Annotated in this window: 16 protein-coding genes; 9 read left to right on the forward strand and 7 right to left on the reverse strand. The window is 73.6% G+C overall.

Annotated features, from left to right (window positions below; translation table 11 throughout):
* Positions 1–3: 3 nt before the first annotated feature.
* From SNR22_RS09465 to SNR22_RS09475, 3 genes are read right to left on the reverse strand one after another with little or no spacing between them, the layout of a single operon-like run.
* Entirely contained in the window at positions 4–1,125 is a 1,122-nt protein-coding gene (locus SNR22_RS09465; RefSeq protein WP_320066130.1) for a nucleotide disphospho-sugar-binding domain-containing protein, read from the reverse strand.
* A gap of 11 nt (positions 1,126–1,136) precedes the next feature.
* On the reverse strand, positions 1,137–2,372 hold the full coding sequence (locus SNR22_RS09470; RefSeq protein ID WP_320066131.1) for a cytochrome P450: 1,236 nt from the start codon (positions 2,370–2,372) through the stop codon (positions 1,137–1,139).
* 59 nt (positions 2,373–2,431) lie between these two features.
* A complete protein-coding gene (locus tag SNR22_RS09475; protein ID WP_320066132.1) occupies positions 2,432–3,247 on the reverse strand; it encodes a sugar phosphate nucleotidyltransferase in 816 nt (271 codons plus the stop codon).
* A 204-nt stretch (positions 3,248–3,451) separates the two neighbouring features.
* Between SNR22_RS09475 and SNR22_RS09480 the strand changes: the two genes are divergently transcribed.
* The 4 genes from SNR22_RS09480 to SNR22_RS09495 all read left to right on the forward strand — a co-directional run bounded on the left by SNR22_RS09480 (position 3,452) and on the right by SNR22_RS09495 (position 8,388).
* Positions 3,452–4,336, forward strand: a complete 885-nt coding sequence (locus tag SNR22_RS09480) for a class I SAM-dependent methyltransferase (protein ID WP_320066133.1) — start codon at positions 3,452–3,454, stop codon at positions 4,334–4,336.
* Positions 4,337–4,421: 85 nt separating this feature from the next.
* The gene (locus SNR22_RS09485) at positions 4,422–5,279 is read left to right on the forward strand and encodes a methyltransferase domain-containing protein (RefSeq protein ID WP_320066134.1); all 858 of its coding nucleotides are present in this window, start codon (positions 4,422–4,424) and stop codon (positions 5,277–5,279) included.
* Between the two features lie 216 nt (positions 5,280–5,495).
* A complete protein-coding gene (locus SNR22_RS09490; RefSeq protein WP_320066135.1) occupies positions 5,496–7,277 on the forward strand; it encodes a hypothetical protein in 1,782 nt (593 codons plus the stop codon).
* The gene (locus tag SNR22_RS09495) at positions 7,261–8,388 is read left to right on the forward strand and encodes a hypothetical protein (protein WP_320066136.1); all 1,128 of its coding nucleotides are present in this window, start codon (positions 7,261–7,263) and stop codon (positions 8,386–8,388) included. The genes SNR22_RS09490 and SNR22_RS09495 overlap by 17 nt, the downstream gene beginning before the upstream one ends.
* Before the next feature lie 66 nt (positions 8,389–8,454).
* Here SNR22_RS09495 and SNR22_RS09500 read toward each other — a convergent pair whose 3' ends face one another.
* A complete protein-coding gene (locus tag SNR22_RS09500) occupies positions 8,455–10,314 on the reverse strand; it encodes a hypothetical protein (protein WP_320066137.1) in 1,860 nt (619 codons plus the stop codon).
* A 283-nt stretch (positions 10,315–10,597) separates the two neighbouring features.
* Here SNR22_RS09500 and SNR22_RS09505 point away from each other — a divergent pair, with 283 nt between their 5' ends.
* The gene (locus SNR22_RS09505; RefSeq protein WP_320066138.1) at positions 10,598–11,836 is read left to right on the forward strand and encodes a DUF885 domain-containing protein; all 1,239 of its coding nucleotides are present in this window, start codon (positions 10,598–10,600) and stop codon (positions 11,834–11,836) included.
* 31 nt (positions 11,837–11,867) lie between these two features.
* Here the strand turns inward: SNR22_RS09505 and SNR22_RS09510 are convergent, their stop codons facing one another.
* Complete coding sequence (locus SNR22_RS09510) at positions 11,868–12,686, reverse strand: SAM-dependent methyltransferase (protein ID WP_320066139.1); 819 nt, start codon at positions 12,684–12,686, stop codon at positions 11,868–11,870.
* A gap of 269 nt (positions 12,687–12,955) precedes the next feature.
* On the opposite strand from SNR22_RS09510, the gene SNR22_RS09515 reads away from it, so the two are divergent.
* The 4 genes from SNR22_RS09515 to SNR22_RS09530 all read left to right on the forward strand — a co-directional run bounded on the left by SNR22_RS09515 (position 12,956) and on the right by SNR22_RS09530 (position 15,680).
* The gene (locus SNR22_RS09515; RefSeq protein ID WP_320066140.1) at positions 12,956–13,402 is read left to right on the forward strand and encodes an SRPBCC domain-containing protein; all 447 of its coding nucleotides are present in this window, start codon (positions 12,956–12,958) and stop codon (positions 13,400–13,402) included.
* A 153-nt stretch (positions 13,403–13,555) separates the two neighbouring features.
* Entirely contained in the window at positions 13,556–13,960 is a 405-nt protein-coding gene (locus SNR22_RS09520) for a nuclear transport factor 2 family protein (RefSeq protein ID WP_320066141.1), read from the forward strand.
* 216 nt (positions 13,961–14,176) lie between these two features.
* Positions 14,177–14,809 (forward strand): hypothetical protein, encoded by a 633-nt coding sequence (locus SNR22_RS09525; RefSeq protein ID WP_320066142.1) that lies wholly within the window; start codon positions 14,177–14,179, stop codon positions 14,807–14,809.
* A gap of 253 nt (positions 14,810–15,062) precedes the next feature.
* Positions 15,063–15,680, forward strand: coding sequence for a MerR family transcriptional regulator (locus SNR22_RS09530; RefSeq protein WP_320066143.1), 618 nt, complete (start codon positions 15,063–15,065; stop codon positions 15,678–15,680).
* A 76-nt stretch (positions 15,681–15,756) separates the two neighbouring features.
* On the opposite strand, the gene SNR22_RS09535 is transcribed toward SNR22_RS09530, so the two are convergent.
* Positions 15,757–16,356: a copper resistance protein CopC gene (locus SNR22_RS09535; RefSeq protein ID WP_320066144.1), complete on the reverse strand. Its 600-nt coding sequence runs from the start codon at positions 16,354–16,356 to the stop codon at positions 15,757–15,759.
* Complete coding sequence (locus SNR22_RS09540) at positions 16,337–16,897, reverse strand: hypothetical protein (RefSeq protein WP_320066145.1); 561 nt, start codon at positions 16,895–16,897, stop codon at positions 16,337–16,339. The genes SNR22_RS09535 and SNR22_RS09540 overlap by 20 nt, the downstream gene beginning before the upstream one ends.

Below are 16,897 nucleotides of genomic sequence, written 5' to 3' on the forward strand. Positions count from 1 at the left end.
GGCTCAGGACGCCAGCTCCACCAACCGGGGCACCACGGCGGCCGGCGGTGGCAGGTCCGTCATCTCGTCGCGCACCTGGACCGCCGCCGCCCGCAGCTTCTCGTCGGCGAGGGTCCGCTCCACCAGGCTGGCGTCCACCTCGTCGGCCGTCACGGTGATTCCCACCCCGCGCTCGCGCACCGCGTCGGACTGGATGTAGTTCGGCGCCCCGGAGGGTACGACGAGTTGGACCACGCCGGCGTCCAGCGCGGCCAGGATGGAACCGGCCCCGCCGTGGTGCACGATCAGCCCGCAGGTGCCCAGCAGCGCCCGCAGCGGCAGCCACTCGCGGACCAGCCGCACGTTCTCCGGCGCCCCACCGCCGACCTCCACCCCCTCGTCGATCCCGCTGAGCAGCACGACGAACTCGGCGTCCACGCCCTCGGCGGCGGCGTACAGCCGGGACAGCAGCTCGGCCATGTTGGGAGCCATGATGTTCGTGCCGATGGTGACCGCGATCCGTGGGCGGCCCGGCGGGACGGTCAGCTCGGCGGGAAGCACCCCGCCGCCGTTGAACGGGACGTACCGCATCGGCCAGGCCCCCGGTTGGGCGGTTACCAGGCTCGGTGGGGCGACGTCCAGCAGCGCCCGGCGCGGTGGCAGGCCGGTGAGGCCGTGCGCCGCGAAGGTCTCCGGGATGAGCCGGTCGAGCCGGTCGTAGAAGTCGCCGGTGCGCAGCAGGCTCGTCCCGTGCTCCACCGCCGGCACGCCACAGGCCGCGGCGGCGAGCGGCCCCCCGCCCTGCAACTGGGAGTGCACCACGAGGTCGGGCCGCCACAGCCGGGCCAGCTCGATCATCCGGTCCACGTACTGCCGGGTCGCCTCGATGAGCAGCACCATGCCGTCGTCGATGTGGCTGGCGCGCGTGGCGACGATGTCCGGGCGGGTGGCGTTGATCTGGGCCAGCGACGGGCAGCGGCCCTCCGGATCGAAGTCGACGACGTCCAGCCCGCAGTCGGCCACGGCCAGCGCCGGGCCGGTGGTGCCGATCAGCACGTCGTGGCCGGCGGCCCGCAGCGCCCAGGCCAGCGGGACCATCGGGTAGACGTGACTGGCCAGCGGGGTGGACAGGAACAGCAGGCGCACGGCGCTCTCCTCTACCGGGTCACGACGACGGGCAGGTACTGGTATCCGCGCAGGTTGTGCCCGGGGCGGCGGCGCGGCGTGCCGGCCAGCTCCACGGACGTGCCGGAGGTGGCCAGGACGCGGAGCACCTCCCCGAGCACCAGCCGGCCGAGGTGCGCGCCCAGGCAGTAGTGCACCCCGCCGCCGAAGGAGAGGGAGGGTCCCTCGTCCCGGACCAGGTCGAGCCGGTCCGGGTCGGTGTAGTGGGAGGGGTCGCGGTTCGCCGCGCCCTGCACCCCGATGACGATCTGACCCGGGACGAGGTCGACGCCGGCGACCGTGCACGGCTCCAGCGCGGTGCGCGGGTTGAGGTTCAGCGGCGGGTCCCAGCGCGCCAGCTCCTCCACGGCCCGGGACAGGTGCCCCGGGTCGGTCCGGAGCGCGGCGAGCTGATCCGGATTGGTCAGCAGCGCGTACATGGCGTTGCTGAGCAGGTTGACCAGGGTGTCGCTGCCGGCGTTGAGCAGGTTCGCGGAGGCGGCCACCACCTCGATCCGCTCCAGTTCGCCCTGGTCCAGCGCGCCGGCCAGCCGGGTCACCACGTCCGCGCCGGGCTCGCGCCGCCGCGTGTCGACCAGGTCGCCAAAGTAGTTTGCCAGCTCGATCGCGGCGTGCGCGGCGGCCGGCAGGTCGGTGCTGGCGGTCATCGGGTCGAACACCTTCATCGACTCCGGTGACAGTCGGGCCAGCTCGGCCCGGTCCGGCTGCGGGACGCCGAGCATGTCGCCGACCACGTCCGCACCGAGCGGGGAGGCGAACCGGCTGACGAAGTCGGCCCCGGGCTCCTCGGCCAGCGTGGACAGCAGTCCCTCGATCCGGGCCACGACGCGTTCGCGAAGCTCGTCGACGTGCCGGGGAGTGAACGTGGCGGCCACCGGGCGACGCATCCGGGTGTGCAGCGGGGGGTTGGCGAAGACCATGGTGCGCTTCCACAGCGCCATCACGGGGTCGACCAACTCCGGCGGCAGGTCGGTGAGGTGCTGGACCGACTCGTCGCCGCGACCGAGGCTGCGGTGCCGCAGCGCGGTGTCCACGTCGTCGTACCGGGTGAGCACGACCATGCCCGACGTGGTGGTGAACACGGGGGCGTGCTCGTGCAGCCAGTGGTACTGCGCGAGGGGTTCGACGTCGGGTGGGTTGCCGAGGAAGCTCAGGAACACCTGTTCGGCGGCTGCGTCCCCGGTGGTGACTTCGTGACGGATGCTCACGGCGCAGCTCCTGCCTGTCGAGAACCGTTCGAGGAGCTTAACTATAGTAAAATAAAGTGTCAACGATGGGTGTGCGACGCGGTCGGGGCGGCGGGTGCGACCGGTGCGGCTGCCGGGGTGCCGGCGAGGTCGGTGTAGCGCCGGTCCGCTGCCCGGTAGTCCGTGAGACTTCCGCCCACGTCGTACCACCAGCCGGTGACCTCCGTGCAGCGCAGCAGGCCACGGCGGGCGTACCGGCGGTTGAGCTCCCAGATCTCCGTCTCGCCGCGGGCCGACGGGCGCAGCGCGCGGATCTCGTCGAAGACGTCCCGGCGGTACAGGTAGACGCCCAGCTCCATCAGGCCCGGGGCGTGGCGGGCCCGGTCCTTGTCCGCCAGCTCCAGCACCCGGCCGTCGACTGCGCGCAGCGGCGTGTGCCCGGCGGTGTCCGGCACCCCGGTCGCGAGCACCCGGGCGCCCTCCGGCTGCGCCAGGAAGTCGGCGACGACCCCGCTCAGGCTCGCCTCGAGCAGCAGGTCGCCGCAGACCACCACGATCGGCTGGTCGCCGACGTGCGGCTCCACCTGGGCGATCGCCGAGGGCATGCCCGCGCCGACGGCCGGTTGCCAGACGTACGCGAGGCTGCGCAGCCCGAGGCCCCGGCCGTCGCGCAGTTCGGCCAGGAACGCGTCGGCGTGCCGGTCGTCGATCACCGCCAGCACGTCGCGGACGCCAGCGGCGGTCAGCTGGTCGATCACCCGGGCCGCCAGGGGACGGCCGCCGACCGGCAGCAACTGCTTGCTCGTCCGGTCGGTCAGCGGTGCCAGCCGGGTACCCCGGCCGCCGGCCAGCAGCACGCCGATCGGCGCGTGCACCGAATGCGCGGCAATGGGCATGGGCTCACCCTCCTTCACCGGGCCGGGGCGGAAGGCCGACCATCCTCAACGGACACTTGAAGAACATCTAGCACATTGCGTCTCTCCCTGACTAGAGTGGTGCTGTCCTTCGCGGCCTGGCCGCGGGTGCGACGCCGCTGTCGGCGGGTGCCCGAGGAACGTCGTGCCAGTGGCCGCGTCCGCCCCGACGAGCAGGGGAGACCCATGAGCATGTCGGTTCCCACCAGGGAGAGCGTCCTGGCCGAGCAGCGACGGACCTGGGACTCGGTCAGCGATTGTTGGCAGGCATGGGGGGACACCTTCGAACGCGGCGGTGCGGCCGTGACCCACCGCTTGCTGGAGCTCACCGGCCTGCGCCCCGGCGAACGGGTGCTCGACGTGGGCAGCGGCTGCGGCGAGCCCGCACTGACCGCCGCGCGCGTCGTCGGGCCCTCCGGGCGCCTGCTCGGGGTGGACGTCTCGCCGGCCATGGTCGACATCGCCCGCCGCCGCGCCGCCGACCTGCCACAGGCCGGGTTCGAGGTGGGCGACCTCGCCGACCTGGCGCTGCCGGCGCACTCCTTCGACGTGGTGCTCAGCCGGTGGGCACTGATGTTCCTGCCCGACCGGGCCACCGCGCTGCGCGCCCTGCACGACATCCTTTCACCGGGTGGGCGGTTCGCCGCCGCCGTCTGGGGGCCGCCCCAGGAGGCCATGGTGGTCGGCCTGCCGTTCCGCGCCATCATCCCCCGGTTGCAGGGCCCCACCCCGCCGCCGCCGGTCCCCCCGGACGCGCCCGGCCCGTACTCGATGGCCGACCCCGAGCGCTGCCACGCCGAGCTGACCGCCGCCGGCTTCGCCGACGTGCGGGTGGAGCGGCTGGAGGCACCGTTCTGGATCGAGTCCCCCCAGCGGTTCGCGGAGTATGCCCGGGGCGTGCTTCCCGGCCCGGTCCGGGCCATGCTGCGCGAACGGCTCGGCTCCGAGGACGACCCGGAGCTGTGGGCAGACGTGGCCCGGCTGGCCGGGAACTACCAGGCGCCCGACGGCACCGTCCAGCTTCCCTCGACCGTGCTGCTGCTCACCGGGGTGGCCGGCGCCTCGCGCTGAGCCACTCGCCCCTTTCCCAGTCGTGCTGTCGCGTTCCGCGCACCGACCGGCGGCCACGGTGGCCGCCGCGCCCGAGGAGGTCCAGATGAACTCGCAGGCCGTCCGTGACCAGCAACGCACCGAGTGGACGCTGTGCGCCGGAGCGTGGCGGGAGTACCGCGCCAACTTCGTCGAGCCGAGCCGGCCGATCACGGAGGCGATGCTGCGGCTGGCCGACCCGCGGCCCGGGGACCGGGTGCTCGACCTGGCCTGCGGGGTCGGCAACCCGGCGTTCGACATCGCCCGCCGGGTCGGCGGTGACGGTCACGTCCTCGGGCTCGACCTCGTCGAGGCGATGGTGGACGGCGCTCGCGCCGTGGCCGTCGAGCTGGGGCTGGGCAACGTGGAGTTCCGCACGGTGCCCGACGAGACAACTCTCGGCGTGCCCCCGGGCAGCTTCGACGCCGCCACCTGCCGGGCCGGCCTGCAGTACATGCCGGACCGGGCCGGGGCGATGGCGGCGGTCCTCGACGCCCTGCGCCCCGGCGGGCGCTTCGTGGCCATGACGCTGGGCGCGGCCGAGCGGTGCATGCCGTTCCGGCTTACCAACGCGATCGTCAGCCGGCACGTGCCCCTGCCCGAGAAGGGCCCGGAGGACGACTCCGGGCCGGTGGGGCTCTCCTCGTTGAAGGAGTTGGCGCACCTGTTCACCGAGGCGGGCTTCGTCGACCTGCGGACCGAGGTGTTCGAGGCGCCTATCTTCGAGGCGGCCGACCCGGCGGCGGCGTGGGAGTTCTTCGCCCGGACGGCGGGGCCGTTCATCCCGCTGCTCACGTCGCTGCCGGAGCGGACCCGGCAGGCGATCCACGACGACGCGGTCCGGACCTTCGGCGCGGCCTTCCCTGACGGGCCGGTCCGGCCCACCGGCGAGGTGCTCGTGGTCTGCGGCCGGCGTCCCGACTGAGGCGGTGCCTCCGGGACAGCGGCAGCCTTCCGCTGATCTGCTCATCAGTTTAGAATCAGATAGTTAACCGGGTCCCTGCATGCAACTTCCGGTGGCCCGTGTCCCCGTGCCGGCCCGGTCTCCATGGTCCCGGCGGCCGTCGCCGGACACCGTGCCGGAAGGTCCCTCTGACGATCGGGAGAAGCCGTGTTCATAGCAATCCGACGTGGTCGATGGATGAGGGCGGGCGCCATCGCGGTCGCCACGACCCTGGTGTTCGCCCTCTCGGACCAACCACGGGTGGAGGCGGCGCCGGTCGACCGGGTCACCTCCAGCGTCGTCGGCTCCGACGGGGCCACGTACACGGCGACCAACCACCTCGTCCGGGACGAGGCGTCCGGCCGGCCCCGCGCCCCCCGCGAGTGGCTGCTCGCCTGGGCCGGCGACGAGAACCCCGTCACCGGCGGCACGGCCGGCCGTGCCGCCGGTGGGCACCACGCGACCGCCGGCGCGGCCGGCGACCCCGACTTCCTGGCCGTCATCGACGCCACCAAGGGATCACCGGAGTACGGCCGCGTGGTCAACACGGTGACCATGTCCCCGGTGGTGGGCAACGAGCCGCATCACCTGCAGTACATCTGGCACAAGGGGCAGAAGCTCTACGCCGCCGGCCTGTTCAGCGACATCACGTACGTGCTGGACGCCAGCCGGCTGCCGCAGATCCGGCTCGTCGGGATCAACCTACCGGCGGACACCCCGTGCGGGTCGCTGCCCGATGCGTCCTGGGTGCTCAGGGACGGCACGGCGTACGTCACGTACATGGGTGGTCCGGACGTCGCCGGTCCGTGCCGATACAGCAACGGCGAGGTGCGCAACGGCAACGGCTTCGGCGGCACCCCCGGCGAGGTGGTCCGGATCGGCCCGGACGGGCGAACGCTCGCCGAGGCCCCCGCCGACTTCCCGACCGGCGGTAGCCCCGAGACCTGCAAGAGCATCCCGCAGGTGCAGCCGGCGACCTGCGCCAATCCGCACGGTGTCCAGGTGCGCGAGGACTTGAACCTCATGGTGGTCAGCGACTTCGCCGAGGCCCGAAACTACCTGGATCCGAGCAGCGAGGTGGTCGACCCGTACCTGCTGCGCGACACCGTACGGATCTTCGACATCTCCAATCGCAATCGGCCGAGGCTGCGTTCCGTCGCACACCTGCCGGAGGGCCCCCGGGTCGACCAGCTTCCGGCCTTCTCCGAGCCGCGCATGGTGATGGAGACGACCGTGACCAACCAACGCAGGCACAAGGGCGCCTTCGTCTCCACGATGGCCGGTGGTGCGATCTTCTACACCCCGGACATCACCGCGCCGAACCCGCGGTGGCAGGAGATCTTCGACGACACCACCGCGTACCGGGCCTTTGACACCACCGGGCTGCTGACCGGCTCGAACTCCGGTGGCAGCTGGCTCCAGACCAGCCTCGACGACCGCTACCTGTTCCACGCGGTGATGGGCTCGGACCCGCGCCAGCCCCGGGACGTCAACAGCGGCATGCTCTACGTCCTCGACATCCAGAAGCTGCTGGCCGCGGGCAAGGACGCCCGGTGCCGGATCGACACGGTCGCCGAGGTCAGCGCCGGTGGGGTCGAGCCGGACTGCCCCGCGCTGCTGGGCGTCGTCCCGCTGCGCGACGCGGTGTCACCGCTGCTGGGCGTCGGCCCGCACTGGGGCGCCATCGACCACTTCGGGCGGGCCCCGGGTCTCGGCGGCAAGCTGCGCGACCAGGACCGAATCGACCGGGTGGCGACGTCCAACTACTTCCTGGCCCAGTCCGGCATCGACGGTGACCACCGGGTCTGCCTCATCGACATCGCCGACGACGGCCGGCCGGCGCTGGACAACACCTTCCGCGACGAGTACGCCGACGAGCCGTGCGTCAGCTTCAACCGGGCCTGGTGGCCGCACGGCGCCACGGGCAACGCCCGACCCCACGGCGTGCTGTTCGCCGTCGCCGATGCCGACCTTCACTGACCCGGCCGGCCGGGCCTTGACGGACCGGGCCCGGCCCGGATCGTCGGGCGGCCGCCGCCGGAGCCGTCCGGCCTACGGGCTGCTGGTCCTCGCCGCGGTGCTGACCACGGTGGCCGGGGCGTCCGCCCCGATGACCGCGGAGCCCGTGGGGGTGCCGGTGCTGGGCCGGGTCGACCTCGGCGACACCGCCTCCGTGCTGGTCGTGCCCGGCCGCCCCGGGCGCAACCTGGTGCGGGTGCCGTCGGCGGAGTACGCCGTCGGCGCCGCGCCCACCGCGCTCACCCCCGCCACTGTCCGGGTCGGCGGCGGCGGGGCGTGGGCCACGGTGGAACTGGCCCCCGGGCAGCGCACGGTCTGGATCGGTCGGGCCGGCCGTACCGCGGCGCTTCCTGTGCCCGTCGGCACCGGTCCCCGGGCGCTCGACGAGCTGACCGGCCCCGACGGGCCGGAGTGCGCGACGGCGGCGCTGGGGCGCCTCGCCGCGGGAGAGCACGGCCCGTTGGCGTCCTGCCCGGCGCAGCGCCTGACGGTTCCCGACCGGGCTGCCCTCTTCGCCGCGGTGCGGTTCGTCGCCTCCAGGGGAGGCGACGAGATCAGCGTGGTGGGCGACGACTCCCCCCGGTCCCGGGAGGCGGCCCGGGCGGTCGCGGCCGAGGCCGGCAGGCGGGGCGTCGCGGTGGATCCGGCGGCCCGGGGCCCGGTGTTCATCCTCTCCGGCTGGGACCTCGCCCACCGTACGCTGCGCGAGGTGGCCGACGGCCGGCGTGCCGCGCCCGCCGGGGCCTACCTCGCTCCCTGGCTGCTGCACGCGCCGCTGCTCGGCGAGCCCGTCGGCCAGGTCGTGCCGCTGGCGTTCGGGCCGCTCGACCCGGGCACCCAGCGGTACCTCGGCGCGCTGGCGGCCGTGGCTCCCGACGTGCCACCCAGCGCCGCCGGCTACCAGGCGTACCTGGAGGCCAACGGCGGGCACCTCACCGGCCCGGTACGGCTCTATGCGGCGGCCCGGCTCACCGTGCCGGGCGACTTCGCCGGGCACGGCGGCCACCACGGCACCGCCTGGCTCCCCGGCGGCACCGTCACCCCGGTGACCGCGGCCCTGAACGCCGGGTAGCCGCCGATTTCCCGTCCGCCCCGGTCGCCAGCGCGCGGCCGGGGCGGATCGTCGTGCGGAAGAGGGTCAGGGACGGCCGGTCCTGAGGTCCTGGTCGGCCACCGCGAACAGCACCCCGTGCGGTCGGGCGTCGCCGAATGCGCCGTGCGGCCACAACTCCCGATCGAAGTTGACGCACGCTGTCCCGGTCTGCTCGTCGCGGAACGAGGAGTCGACCGAGAGCCCACCGGAGGGGGCAACATCGATCATGCACACCCGGTGGTCGCCGTCGCTGCCCAGCCGGGCCAGGAAGTAGTTCGCGGTGGCGATCCGTTCCACCCGGGAGTCCTCCCGGTACGTGCTGTGGAGGCCGCCGCGCTGCGCGAAGGTGTCCATCGCCCCCCAGTGCGGCCCGCCGTCGGTGACGTCGCGGACGGGCAGCACGTCCACCAGTGCCGGGCAGTCGGCCTCGGCGCCGCCTGCCGTGACCTCCGGCAGCGTGTCGATCCGGCACCGGGCCTTCCGGCCGGCGGACAGCAGCTTCCGCACGTCCAGCACGTACACCATGCCGCTGGTCAGCTCGCTTTCCCCGCCGAGCTGGACCCCCATCACGGTGTGGAAGAGGAACCGGTCGTCGGGGCTCAGTTGCAGCCAGCTGCCGCCGTCCCCGGCCCCACTGAGCCGGCCGGAGGTGTCGAACCGGCGGTAGGCGGTGGTGTCGTCGAAGACCTCCCGCCAGGCGGGCGTCGCCGCGGTGATGTCCGGCGTGTAGAAGACCGCGCCGCCCCACATGGTCGAGGCGAAGGCCCCCCGATTGCGGCCCTGGTGCGTCACCGCCGTCTCCATGAAGAGCTTCTCCTCCTCGAAGACGGGAAACGCCTCGGTGCGCGGCCCGCTGGGCAGGTGGCTGACGTTGACCAGCCGGGGGTTGTTCCGGTCGGAGATGTCGAAGACCCGCACCGTGTCCCGGATCAGGTACGGGTCGAACTCGCCGTCGGGCTTGTCGAGGTAGTTGCGGATCTCGGCGAAGTCGGAGACCACCATCCGGTTCAGGTCCTCCCGGACCGCGAGCCCGTGCGGGTTGGCGCAGGTCGGCTTGGCCAGCGCGGGCCGGTTGGGACACCAGGCGGAGCTCTCCCCGGCAGCCGGCATCGCCGGCGCCTCGCTCAACGTCCGTCCGTCCGGGCCGATGCGGACGATCTCGCCGGGGGAGCCGGCGTACCCGTTGCCGACGCGCACCTCACCGTTGGTGTACCGGCATGGGCCGGTCAGGTTCGGCCCGCCCATGTAGGTGCTGTACGCGGTGCCGTCGCCCAGCACCGCGTACGCGTCCGGCACGGAGCCGCACGGGGTGTCCCCGGGGGTGTTCACGCCGGAGAGCCGCACCTCGGGCAGCCGTGCCACGTCGAAGACGAACGTGGTGTCGGAGAGGATGCCGCCCGCGTACACCTTGTCGCCCTTGTGCCAGGAGTACTGGAGGTGGTGCGGCTCGTTGGCCCGCAGCGGGTCGAGCGTGGCCGTGTTGACCACCCGGCCGTAGCTCGGTGACCCCTTGGTGGCGTCGAGGACCGCGAGGAAGTCCGGCCCCTGCACGCCGAAGCCCGCCCTGCCCGAGTGGCCGTGCCCCGCCGTGCCGGCCGCCGCGCCGGAGTCGGTGGCCGCGGCCGGGGCACCCGTGGCGCCGTCCGGCCCGGCGTCGCCGGCCCAGACCAGCAGCCACTCCCGGCGGGTCGAACCGCGGCGGGCGTCGGGGGTGAGGTGATTGGTGACCGTGTACGTCTGGCCGTCGGTGCCCCGCACGCTCGACGTCGTGACGGCGACCGGTGTCGAGGCGGACGCGCCGAGTCCTCCGCCGGCCCCGAAGAGGGCGTCGGTGGTCAGGACGCACAGGATGCTGAGGACGCCGGCGATGGTGCGGCGCCGGGACGGATGAGGAGATGGTGACACGGATCCTCCCACGTGGGGGGCGAGGTGGCGTCATCGGTCGGGTGCCCGGCGACGGGCGGTGCCAGCGCCGGTCGCCCTGAGCGGCCAGGGCGACACCGCGGCCGGGGCGGCCGGGACAGGCATGGGACGGCTCTCTGTTGCAGCGATCACGATCGTCGCAATCCGCTATAGGTTCTTATACCACTGTGCGGTCGGTCAAGTGTCGATGATTGACGTGTGCTGCCCCGATGAGTGAGGCTGGGTCCGGAAACTTACACTTCGGATAGTGAACTGAGGGGTGGGCATGGAGGCCGCGACTGAATCGACGGGCTTGCCGCCGGCCGTCGTCCGCGACTACCTGCTGCTCGGGCTGCGCTTCGGCCGGCTCGTCGACGGGTTCGTCGACTGCTGGATCGGCGACCCGGCCCTGGAGCGCGAGGTGCGCGACGAACCCCTGCCGACCGCGGCGGAGCTGGTCCGGCAGGCCCGGGAGGTGGCCGTCGCGGTCCCGGACAGCGGACTGGAGCCGGCGCGGCAACGATTCCTCACCGCGCAGCTGACCGCCCTGGAGTGCGGCGGCCGGCGGCTGGCGGGGGAGGAGCTGCCCTTCCTGCGGGAGATCGAGGCGTACTTCCAGGTTCGCATCGAGCTGCGGGACCCGGACTGGTACGCCTCGGCGCACGCCGAGCTGGCCGCCGAACTACCCGGCTCCGCGCCGCTGCGGGACCGGCTCGTCGAGGCGCACCGCCGGGACCGGGTGCCCCCGGACCGGCTCGGCCCGGCGGTGCGGGCGGTCGCCGAGGCCCTGCGGGCCGAGCTGGCCGACCGGTTCCCCCTCCCGCCGGGCGAGCGCGTCGACTTCGAGGTGGTCACCGGCCAGCCGTGGAACGCGTTCAACACCTACCTCGGCGGCCTGCGCTCCCGGGTCGCCCTGAACGCCGACGTCGGTCACCGGATCACCGCGCTGCCGTTCGTGGCCACCCACGAGGCGTACCCGGGGCACCACGCCGAGCACTGCCTCAAGGAGGCGGAGCTGGTGCGCGCCCGGGGCTGGGCGGAGCACTCGATCGCGCTGGTCAACACTCCCCAGTGCCTGGTCGCCGAGGGGATGGCGGAGCAGGCGATCCACGCCGCGCTGGGCCCCGGGTGGGGCGCCTGGACCGCCGACGTGCTGGCCGAGGTCGGGCTGCGGTTCGACGGTGAACGCGCCGAGCGCATCGAGACCGCCTTCGGTCGGCTGCTGGCCGCCCGACAGGACGCGGCGATCATGCTGCACGACCGGGGTGGGTCGCCCGACGAGGTCGCCGGCTTCCTGGCCCGTGCGATGCTGGTCAGCGACGAGCGGGCCCGGCAGATGCTGGTGTTCCTGACCGACCCGCTGTGGCGGGCGTACACCACGACGTACATCGAGGGGTCCCGCCTGGTGCGGCGCTGGCTGGGCGCTGGGGCCCCGGGCGCGGCGGTCGCCGGCCGGTACCGCAGGCTGCTCGTCGAGCCGGTGCTCCCCGTCGACCTCGCCGCCGACGCCCCGGCGCCCGCCTGACCGCCCGCCCGGCCCGCGGCCGCCGGGACGGTCAGGTCGCCCGGTGGCCGACGCCGCCGTACGCCATCACGGCCGCGCGCGGCGAGCCCGGCTCGTCGCCGGGCTCCGGCCGCCACCGGGGCAGGAAGACCACGCCGGGGTCGAGCAGGTTGAATCCGGCGAAGAACGCCGTCACCTCGGCCCGGGTGCGCATGTACGCCGTGGTCTGCCCCTCCTCGGTGATGTCCACCATCGAGCGGACCGGCTGCGGCGCCCCGTCGTCGGTGCCGTGCGAGACCACCAGGATGCTGCCGGGGGCCACCGCCTCGCGGTACCGGGTCACCAGCGCGCCCGGCCCGTCGGCGTCGGAGACGTAATGCAGCACGCCGAGCAGGAGCAGGGCCACCGGCTCGCCCGGGTCGAGCAGGCGGCGCACCTCGGGGCGGGCGAGCAGGTCATCGGGTCGGCGCAGGTCGCCCTCGATCATCGCCACTCCCGGCGTGCCGTCCAGCAGGGCCCGGCCGTGCGCCACCGCCTCCTGCTCGATGTCGACATAGACCACCCGGGCGTCGGGGACCACGGCCCGGGCGATCTCGTGCACCGTGCCGACGCGGGGGATGGCCGAGCCGATGTCGAGGTACCGCCGGATGCCGGCCCGGGCGCAGTGCCGCACCGCGCGGGCCAGGAAGGCCCGGTTGAGCCGGGCCACCTCGGGCGCCTCGGGCACGCTGGCCATCATCCGGAGGGCGAACTCCCGGTCGACGTCGTCGTTCAGGTCGCCACCGAGGTAGTAGTCGTAGACGCCGGCCACGCGGGCGCGGCGGGACGCGGTGGGGGCGGGGTCGGGGTCGGGGTCGGTCGTACGGTCCATCGTGCTCCTCCTGGGGTCCGCCGGCGGGCGTCCGGTGCGCGGCGGGACGGGGGACGGGCGGGCGGGCGCGGGGGACAGACGCCTCAGCGAATGACTATATGAGAAAGAAGTTTCCGGAGCCATCCGGCGGTGAGTCCGCCAGCATCGGGCGCGTCTGCTTGACCCGGCCCAGGGCCTGCGCTAACTCTTTGTAGGTATCCGCACCCCACCCGTCGCACCTGCGCCGACGCGCGGGGAACCGCCGGGCCGGCCGAGGAGGACGACACCCGATGACCGCACCCGCTTTCGTGCACGAGATGGACCTGGCCACCACGCCCGAGCGGCTGTGGCGGGCGCTGACCGACGGCGGCGTCACCCGGCGCTACTGGTTCGACCGACGAATCGAGTCGACCTGGGCTCCCGGGTCCCCGGTCCGGTTCCACGACGGCGACGGCGCCACGGTCACCGACACCGGGACGGTCCTCGCGTACGAGCCGGCGCGCAGGCTCTCCTACTCGTTCCGCCACGAACTCCAGGAGGGCGCGGCGCAACGCCCGTACACCCGGGTCACCTTCGGGCTGACGCCCCTGGCGAACGAGCGGGTGCGGCTGCGGCTGGTGCACGACCAGCTGTCCGGCCCCGACGAGGTCGACGGGTGGCGCGAGGGCTGGACGCCGATCCTGGCGAACCTGCGCGAGTTCCTCGAGAGCGGCGACAAGGCGGCGGTGACCGGCTGAGGCCGGCTCGGCACGCGGTGTCGCGGTAAGCCGGCCGGCTCGCCCCAATTGTGATAGGTATAGTGCGTCGGCGTGCGGCACGTCCGATTCCTGGTGCCGCTCCTTCCGGCCCCCACGTGTTCATCCTGATCCGTGCCAACTGGAGGCAGCTCCGTGACGCATCCCCACCTGGACACCATCAGCCGATTCTTCGAGGCATACAGCAAGCGCGACATGGCCGCGTTGGCCGAGGTGACGACCGAGGACCTGACCTGGCACTTTCCGGGCCGCAATCCGATGTCCGGGGCGAAGCGGGGCCGCGAGGAGGTCATGGCGTTCTTCGACCGGATGGGCGGCATGGGCTTCCGTCCGGAGAAGCTCATCACCGGCACCAACGACTCCTACGTGGTCGAGACCCAGTGGGTGCGCGGCGACTCGGATGGGCAGGAGGTCACCATGGGCTGGACGGTGCTCTGGTCGTTCGTGGACGGCAAGCTCGCCAGCGGCCGGCACTTCTCCGCCGACCAGTACCTGGCCGACGAGTTCTTCACCCGCCGATTGGCCACCCAGCGGTCCTGACCAGCCCCGTGACGTCCCCCCGGACGGGCTCCCCTCCCGGAGCCCGTCCGGTTCGCGCCCATCGGCTGGTGATCGAGCGCGATCCGACCGCTGACGTCCACCGGCTCGCCGGCGCTCCTTGACGGCCCTCCCCTCCGCCCGTTAACTGGACTATGAGATAGCGACGGGTGGCTCGGCCGGTCTCCGGAGCCCGGTCCGTGGGTGCGAGGAGTGGTGATGTCCCTCAGGGCTGAATCGGTACGCGACATCCCGGTGCCGGCGCGACGGCTGTGCGGCCTCGCCTGGTCCGGCCAGTTCCTCTGGTTCTCCGAGGCCGACCAGGGCCGGATCATGGCGGTCGACCCGATCGCCGGCACCGTCGAGCGGCGGATCGACTGCCCCGACGTCCGCACCGACCTGGCCACCCGAGACGGCCACCTGCTCCAGGTCGTCGGCGGGGAGCGCGCGCTGCGGGCCATCGACCCGGACAGCGGCGCGATCGTCGCCGAGACGCCCGCCCCGCGCCCCGGGCACAAGCTCTGCGGGCTGGAGGTCAGCCGGCACGGCACCTGGTTCGGCTACGAGGACCTGGGGCTGATCGACCTGCGCGACGGGGACGGCCGATTACTCAAGACCATCGCCGTCACCGGCGCCGTCGCCGGCCTGACCGTCTCCGACCGCCACCTCGTCTACGCCGACCACCCCGCCGGCAGCGTCACGGTCGTCGACCTGGCCAGCGGCCTGGAAGTCGTCTCGTACGCGGTCACCGGCAACCCCACCGGCCTGACCTGGGACGGTTCCCGCATCTGGTACTGCGACTACACCACCTCCCACCTGCGCGCGGTCACCCTGCCCGAGCTGAGCCCGTGAGCCGGCTTCGGCCGTGGCCGGGTCGGTGCCCCGGCGCGCGCCGGCTCTGCCCGGCGCCGAGCGGCCAGGCCAGGGCGTGGTGACGGCACTCGGCCGGATTGTCACCACCGCCCGCCACGTCACCATCGGACGGGCCGACGGCGACGGGCAACGCCGCAAGGTGCGAGAAGCCGTCCCGCGATCCGCCAGCCAGGATGGGTCAGGTGCCACGTCCGGCCCGGGCCGGACGGCCGACCGGCGGAACGAGGTGGGGATGCGGATCGCGGAGCTCAGCAGTCGCAGCGGGGTGCCGGTGCCGACTATCAAGTACTACCTGCGCGAGGGGCTGCTCCCGTCGGGGGAGGTCACCAGCCCCAACCAGGCCCGCTACGCCGACTCGCACGTGTTCCGGCTGCGGCTGGTCCGGGTGCTGCTCGACGCCGGTGGGCTGAGCATCGCCGAGATCGGCCGGCTGCTCGCCGAACTGGACCGGCCGGATCCGGACGTGCCGGCCGCGTTGTCGGAGACGGTACGGCCAGGCCCGAGCGCCCCGCCACCGGCCGATCCCCGCATCCGTGCCGCCGCTGCGACGACCGTCGGCGAACTAATCGGGCGTAGGGGCTGGGACGTCGACCCGGAAAACCCGGCGTGGCGGGCGGCCACCGACCTGGTCGTCGCGCTGCGGCAGGTCGGCCTGGACGCCGACGTCGACGCGCTCGACGCGTACGCTCGGGCAGCCGAAGGCAGCGTCGAGGCCGACCGGCGACTCGCTCCGATCGCCAACCGGCACGCGGGGTCGGCCTGCCACCACGCGGTCGCCGCGATCCTCGGCGACGGTCTGCTGGCGGCGTTGCGCCGGCTCGCTGACCAGGGCCGGACGCGAGCCTGCTGACGGCTGCGGGCGCCGCACCGCCGCCCGCCCGCGCACCGCGCACCGCGCGACGGGCAGCTGGGACGCCCGCTCGAGGTCAGCCGTCGCGCCGGGGCCGCCGGGGCCGCCGGAACAGGATTGCGGGCGTGAGTCCGGTCAGGACGGTGGCGACGATCAGAACCGCGACGGTCAGCGGCCCCGAGCCGACGTGGTCGTGCCCGGCCGCACCGGGTGCTCCGACTGCCCGGGGGGCCCCGCTGCGCCGGGACGCGACGGGGTCCGGCCCGACCCGGTAGGTGGTTTGCCCGGATACGGCGCTACCGTCCCCGAGGAGCACGTGGTAGCCCAACAGGTAGTCGCCCGGGCCGGAGGTCGGCAGCGACACGGTCACTGTCCGGCCGTGCACCCGGACCGGCCCGGTCGACGACCGCCCGGTGTCGTCCACGACGGTCACGTGCGCCTCCCGGGGGTCGACCCGGCCGCTGAAGGTCAGCGACAGCGCGCCCGCAGCGGTGGCCGGCCGCGCCTCGTCGGCCGGGGCGACGGATTCCAGCCGGGCCGGCGACCGGGACACGGCGAGCCCCAGGCCGACCACCGACAGGGCGAGCAGCGCCACCGCCACGGCGGCCACCCGTCGCCGGATGACGGCCCGGTTCCCGGCCCGCGACTCGGCCGGATCAGGCGGTTCGAGCGACATGGCGGCAGCTGCAGTTCATCCGATCCAGCTCGAACTCGTTCGGGCGCAGGTGCAGATAGACCGCGACCACCATCGGCAGGAACACCACCGCGTTGTAGAACAGATGCAGCTCCACCCGGGGGAGGGCCAACTGGAGCAGGCTGGTGGGCACCGCGCGGCCGAGCAGGTAGGTTCCGGTCAGCGCCTGCACCAGCAGCAGCAGGTGCTCGAGGTGGTGCCAGACCTGGATGGCCAGGGCCGCGAGCCACCAGCGCCGGGAACGGCCGACGAAGCCGTCGCGCAGCATCCACAGGCCGACGAGCATCACCAGCGCGTAGCCGTAGTGCAGCCACTCCTGCTCCACCAGCCAGGGGAAGGGCATGCCGAGCACCCCACGCGCCTCGGGCCGGGGCCAGCCGAGCACCCAGATCTGCGCCGCCTGGACGATGTGCTCGGCCCAGTGGGCCACGACGACGAGCATGAAGACGTTCAGCGCGGCGCGGTGCCAGACGCCGTTGAGACGACCGGTCTCGCCGGCCCGGTACTGCTGTGAGGTCGCCAT

It is taken from the genome of Micromonospora sp. RTGN7, from assembly GCF_033804645.1.
In the GTDB taxonomy this organism is placed as follows: domain Bacteria; phylum Actinomycetota; class Actinomycetes; order Mycobacteriales; family Micromonosporaceae; genus Micromonospora.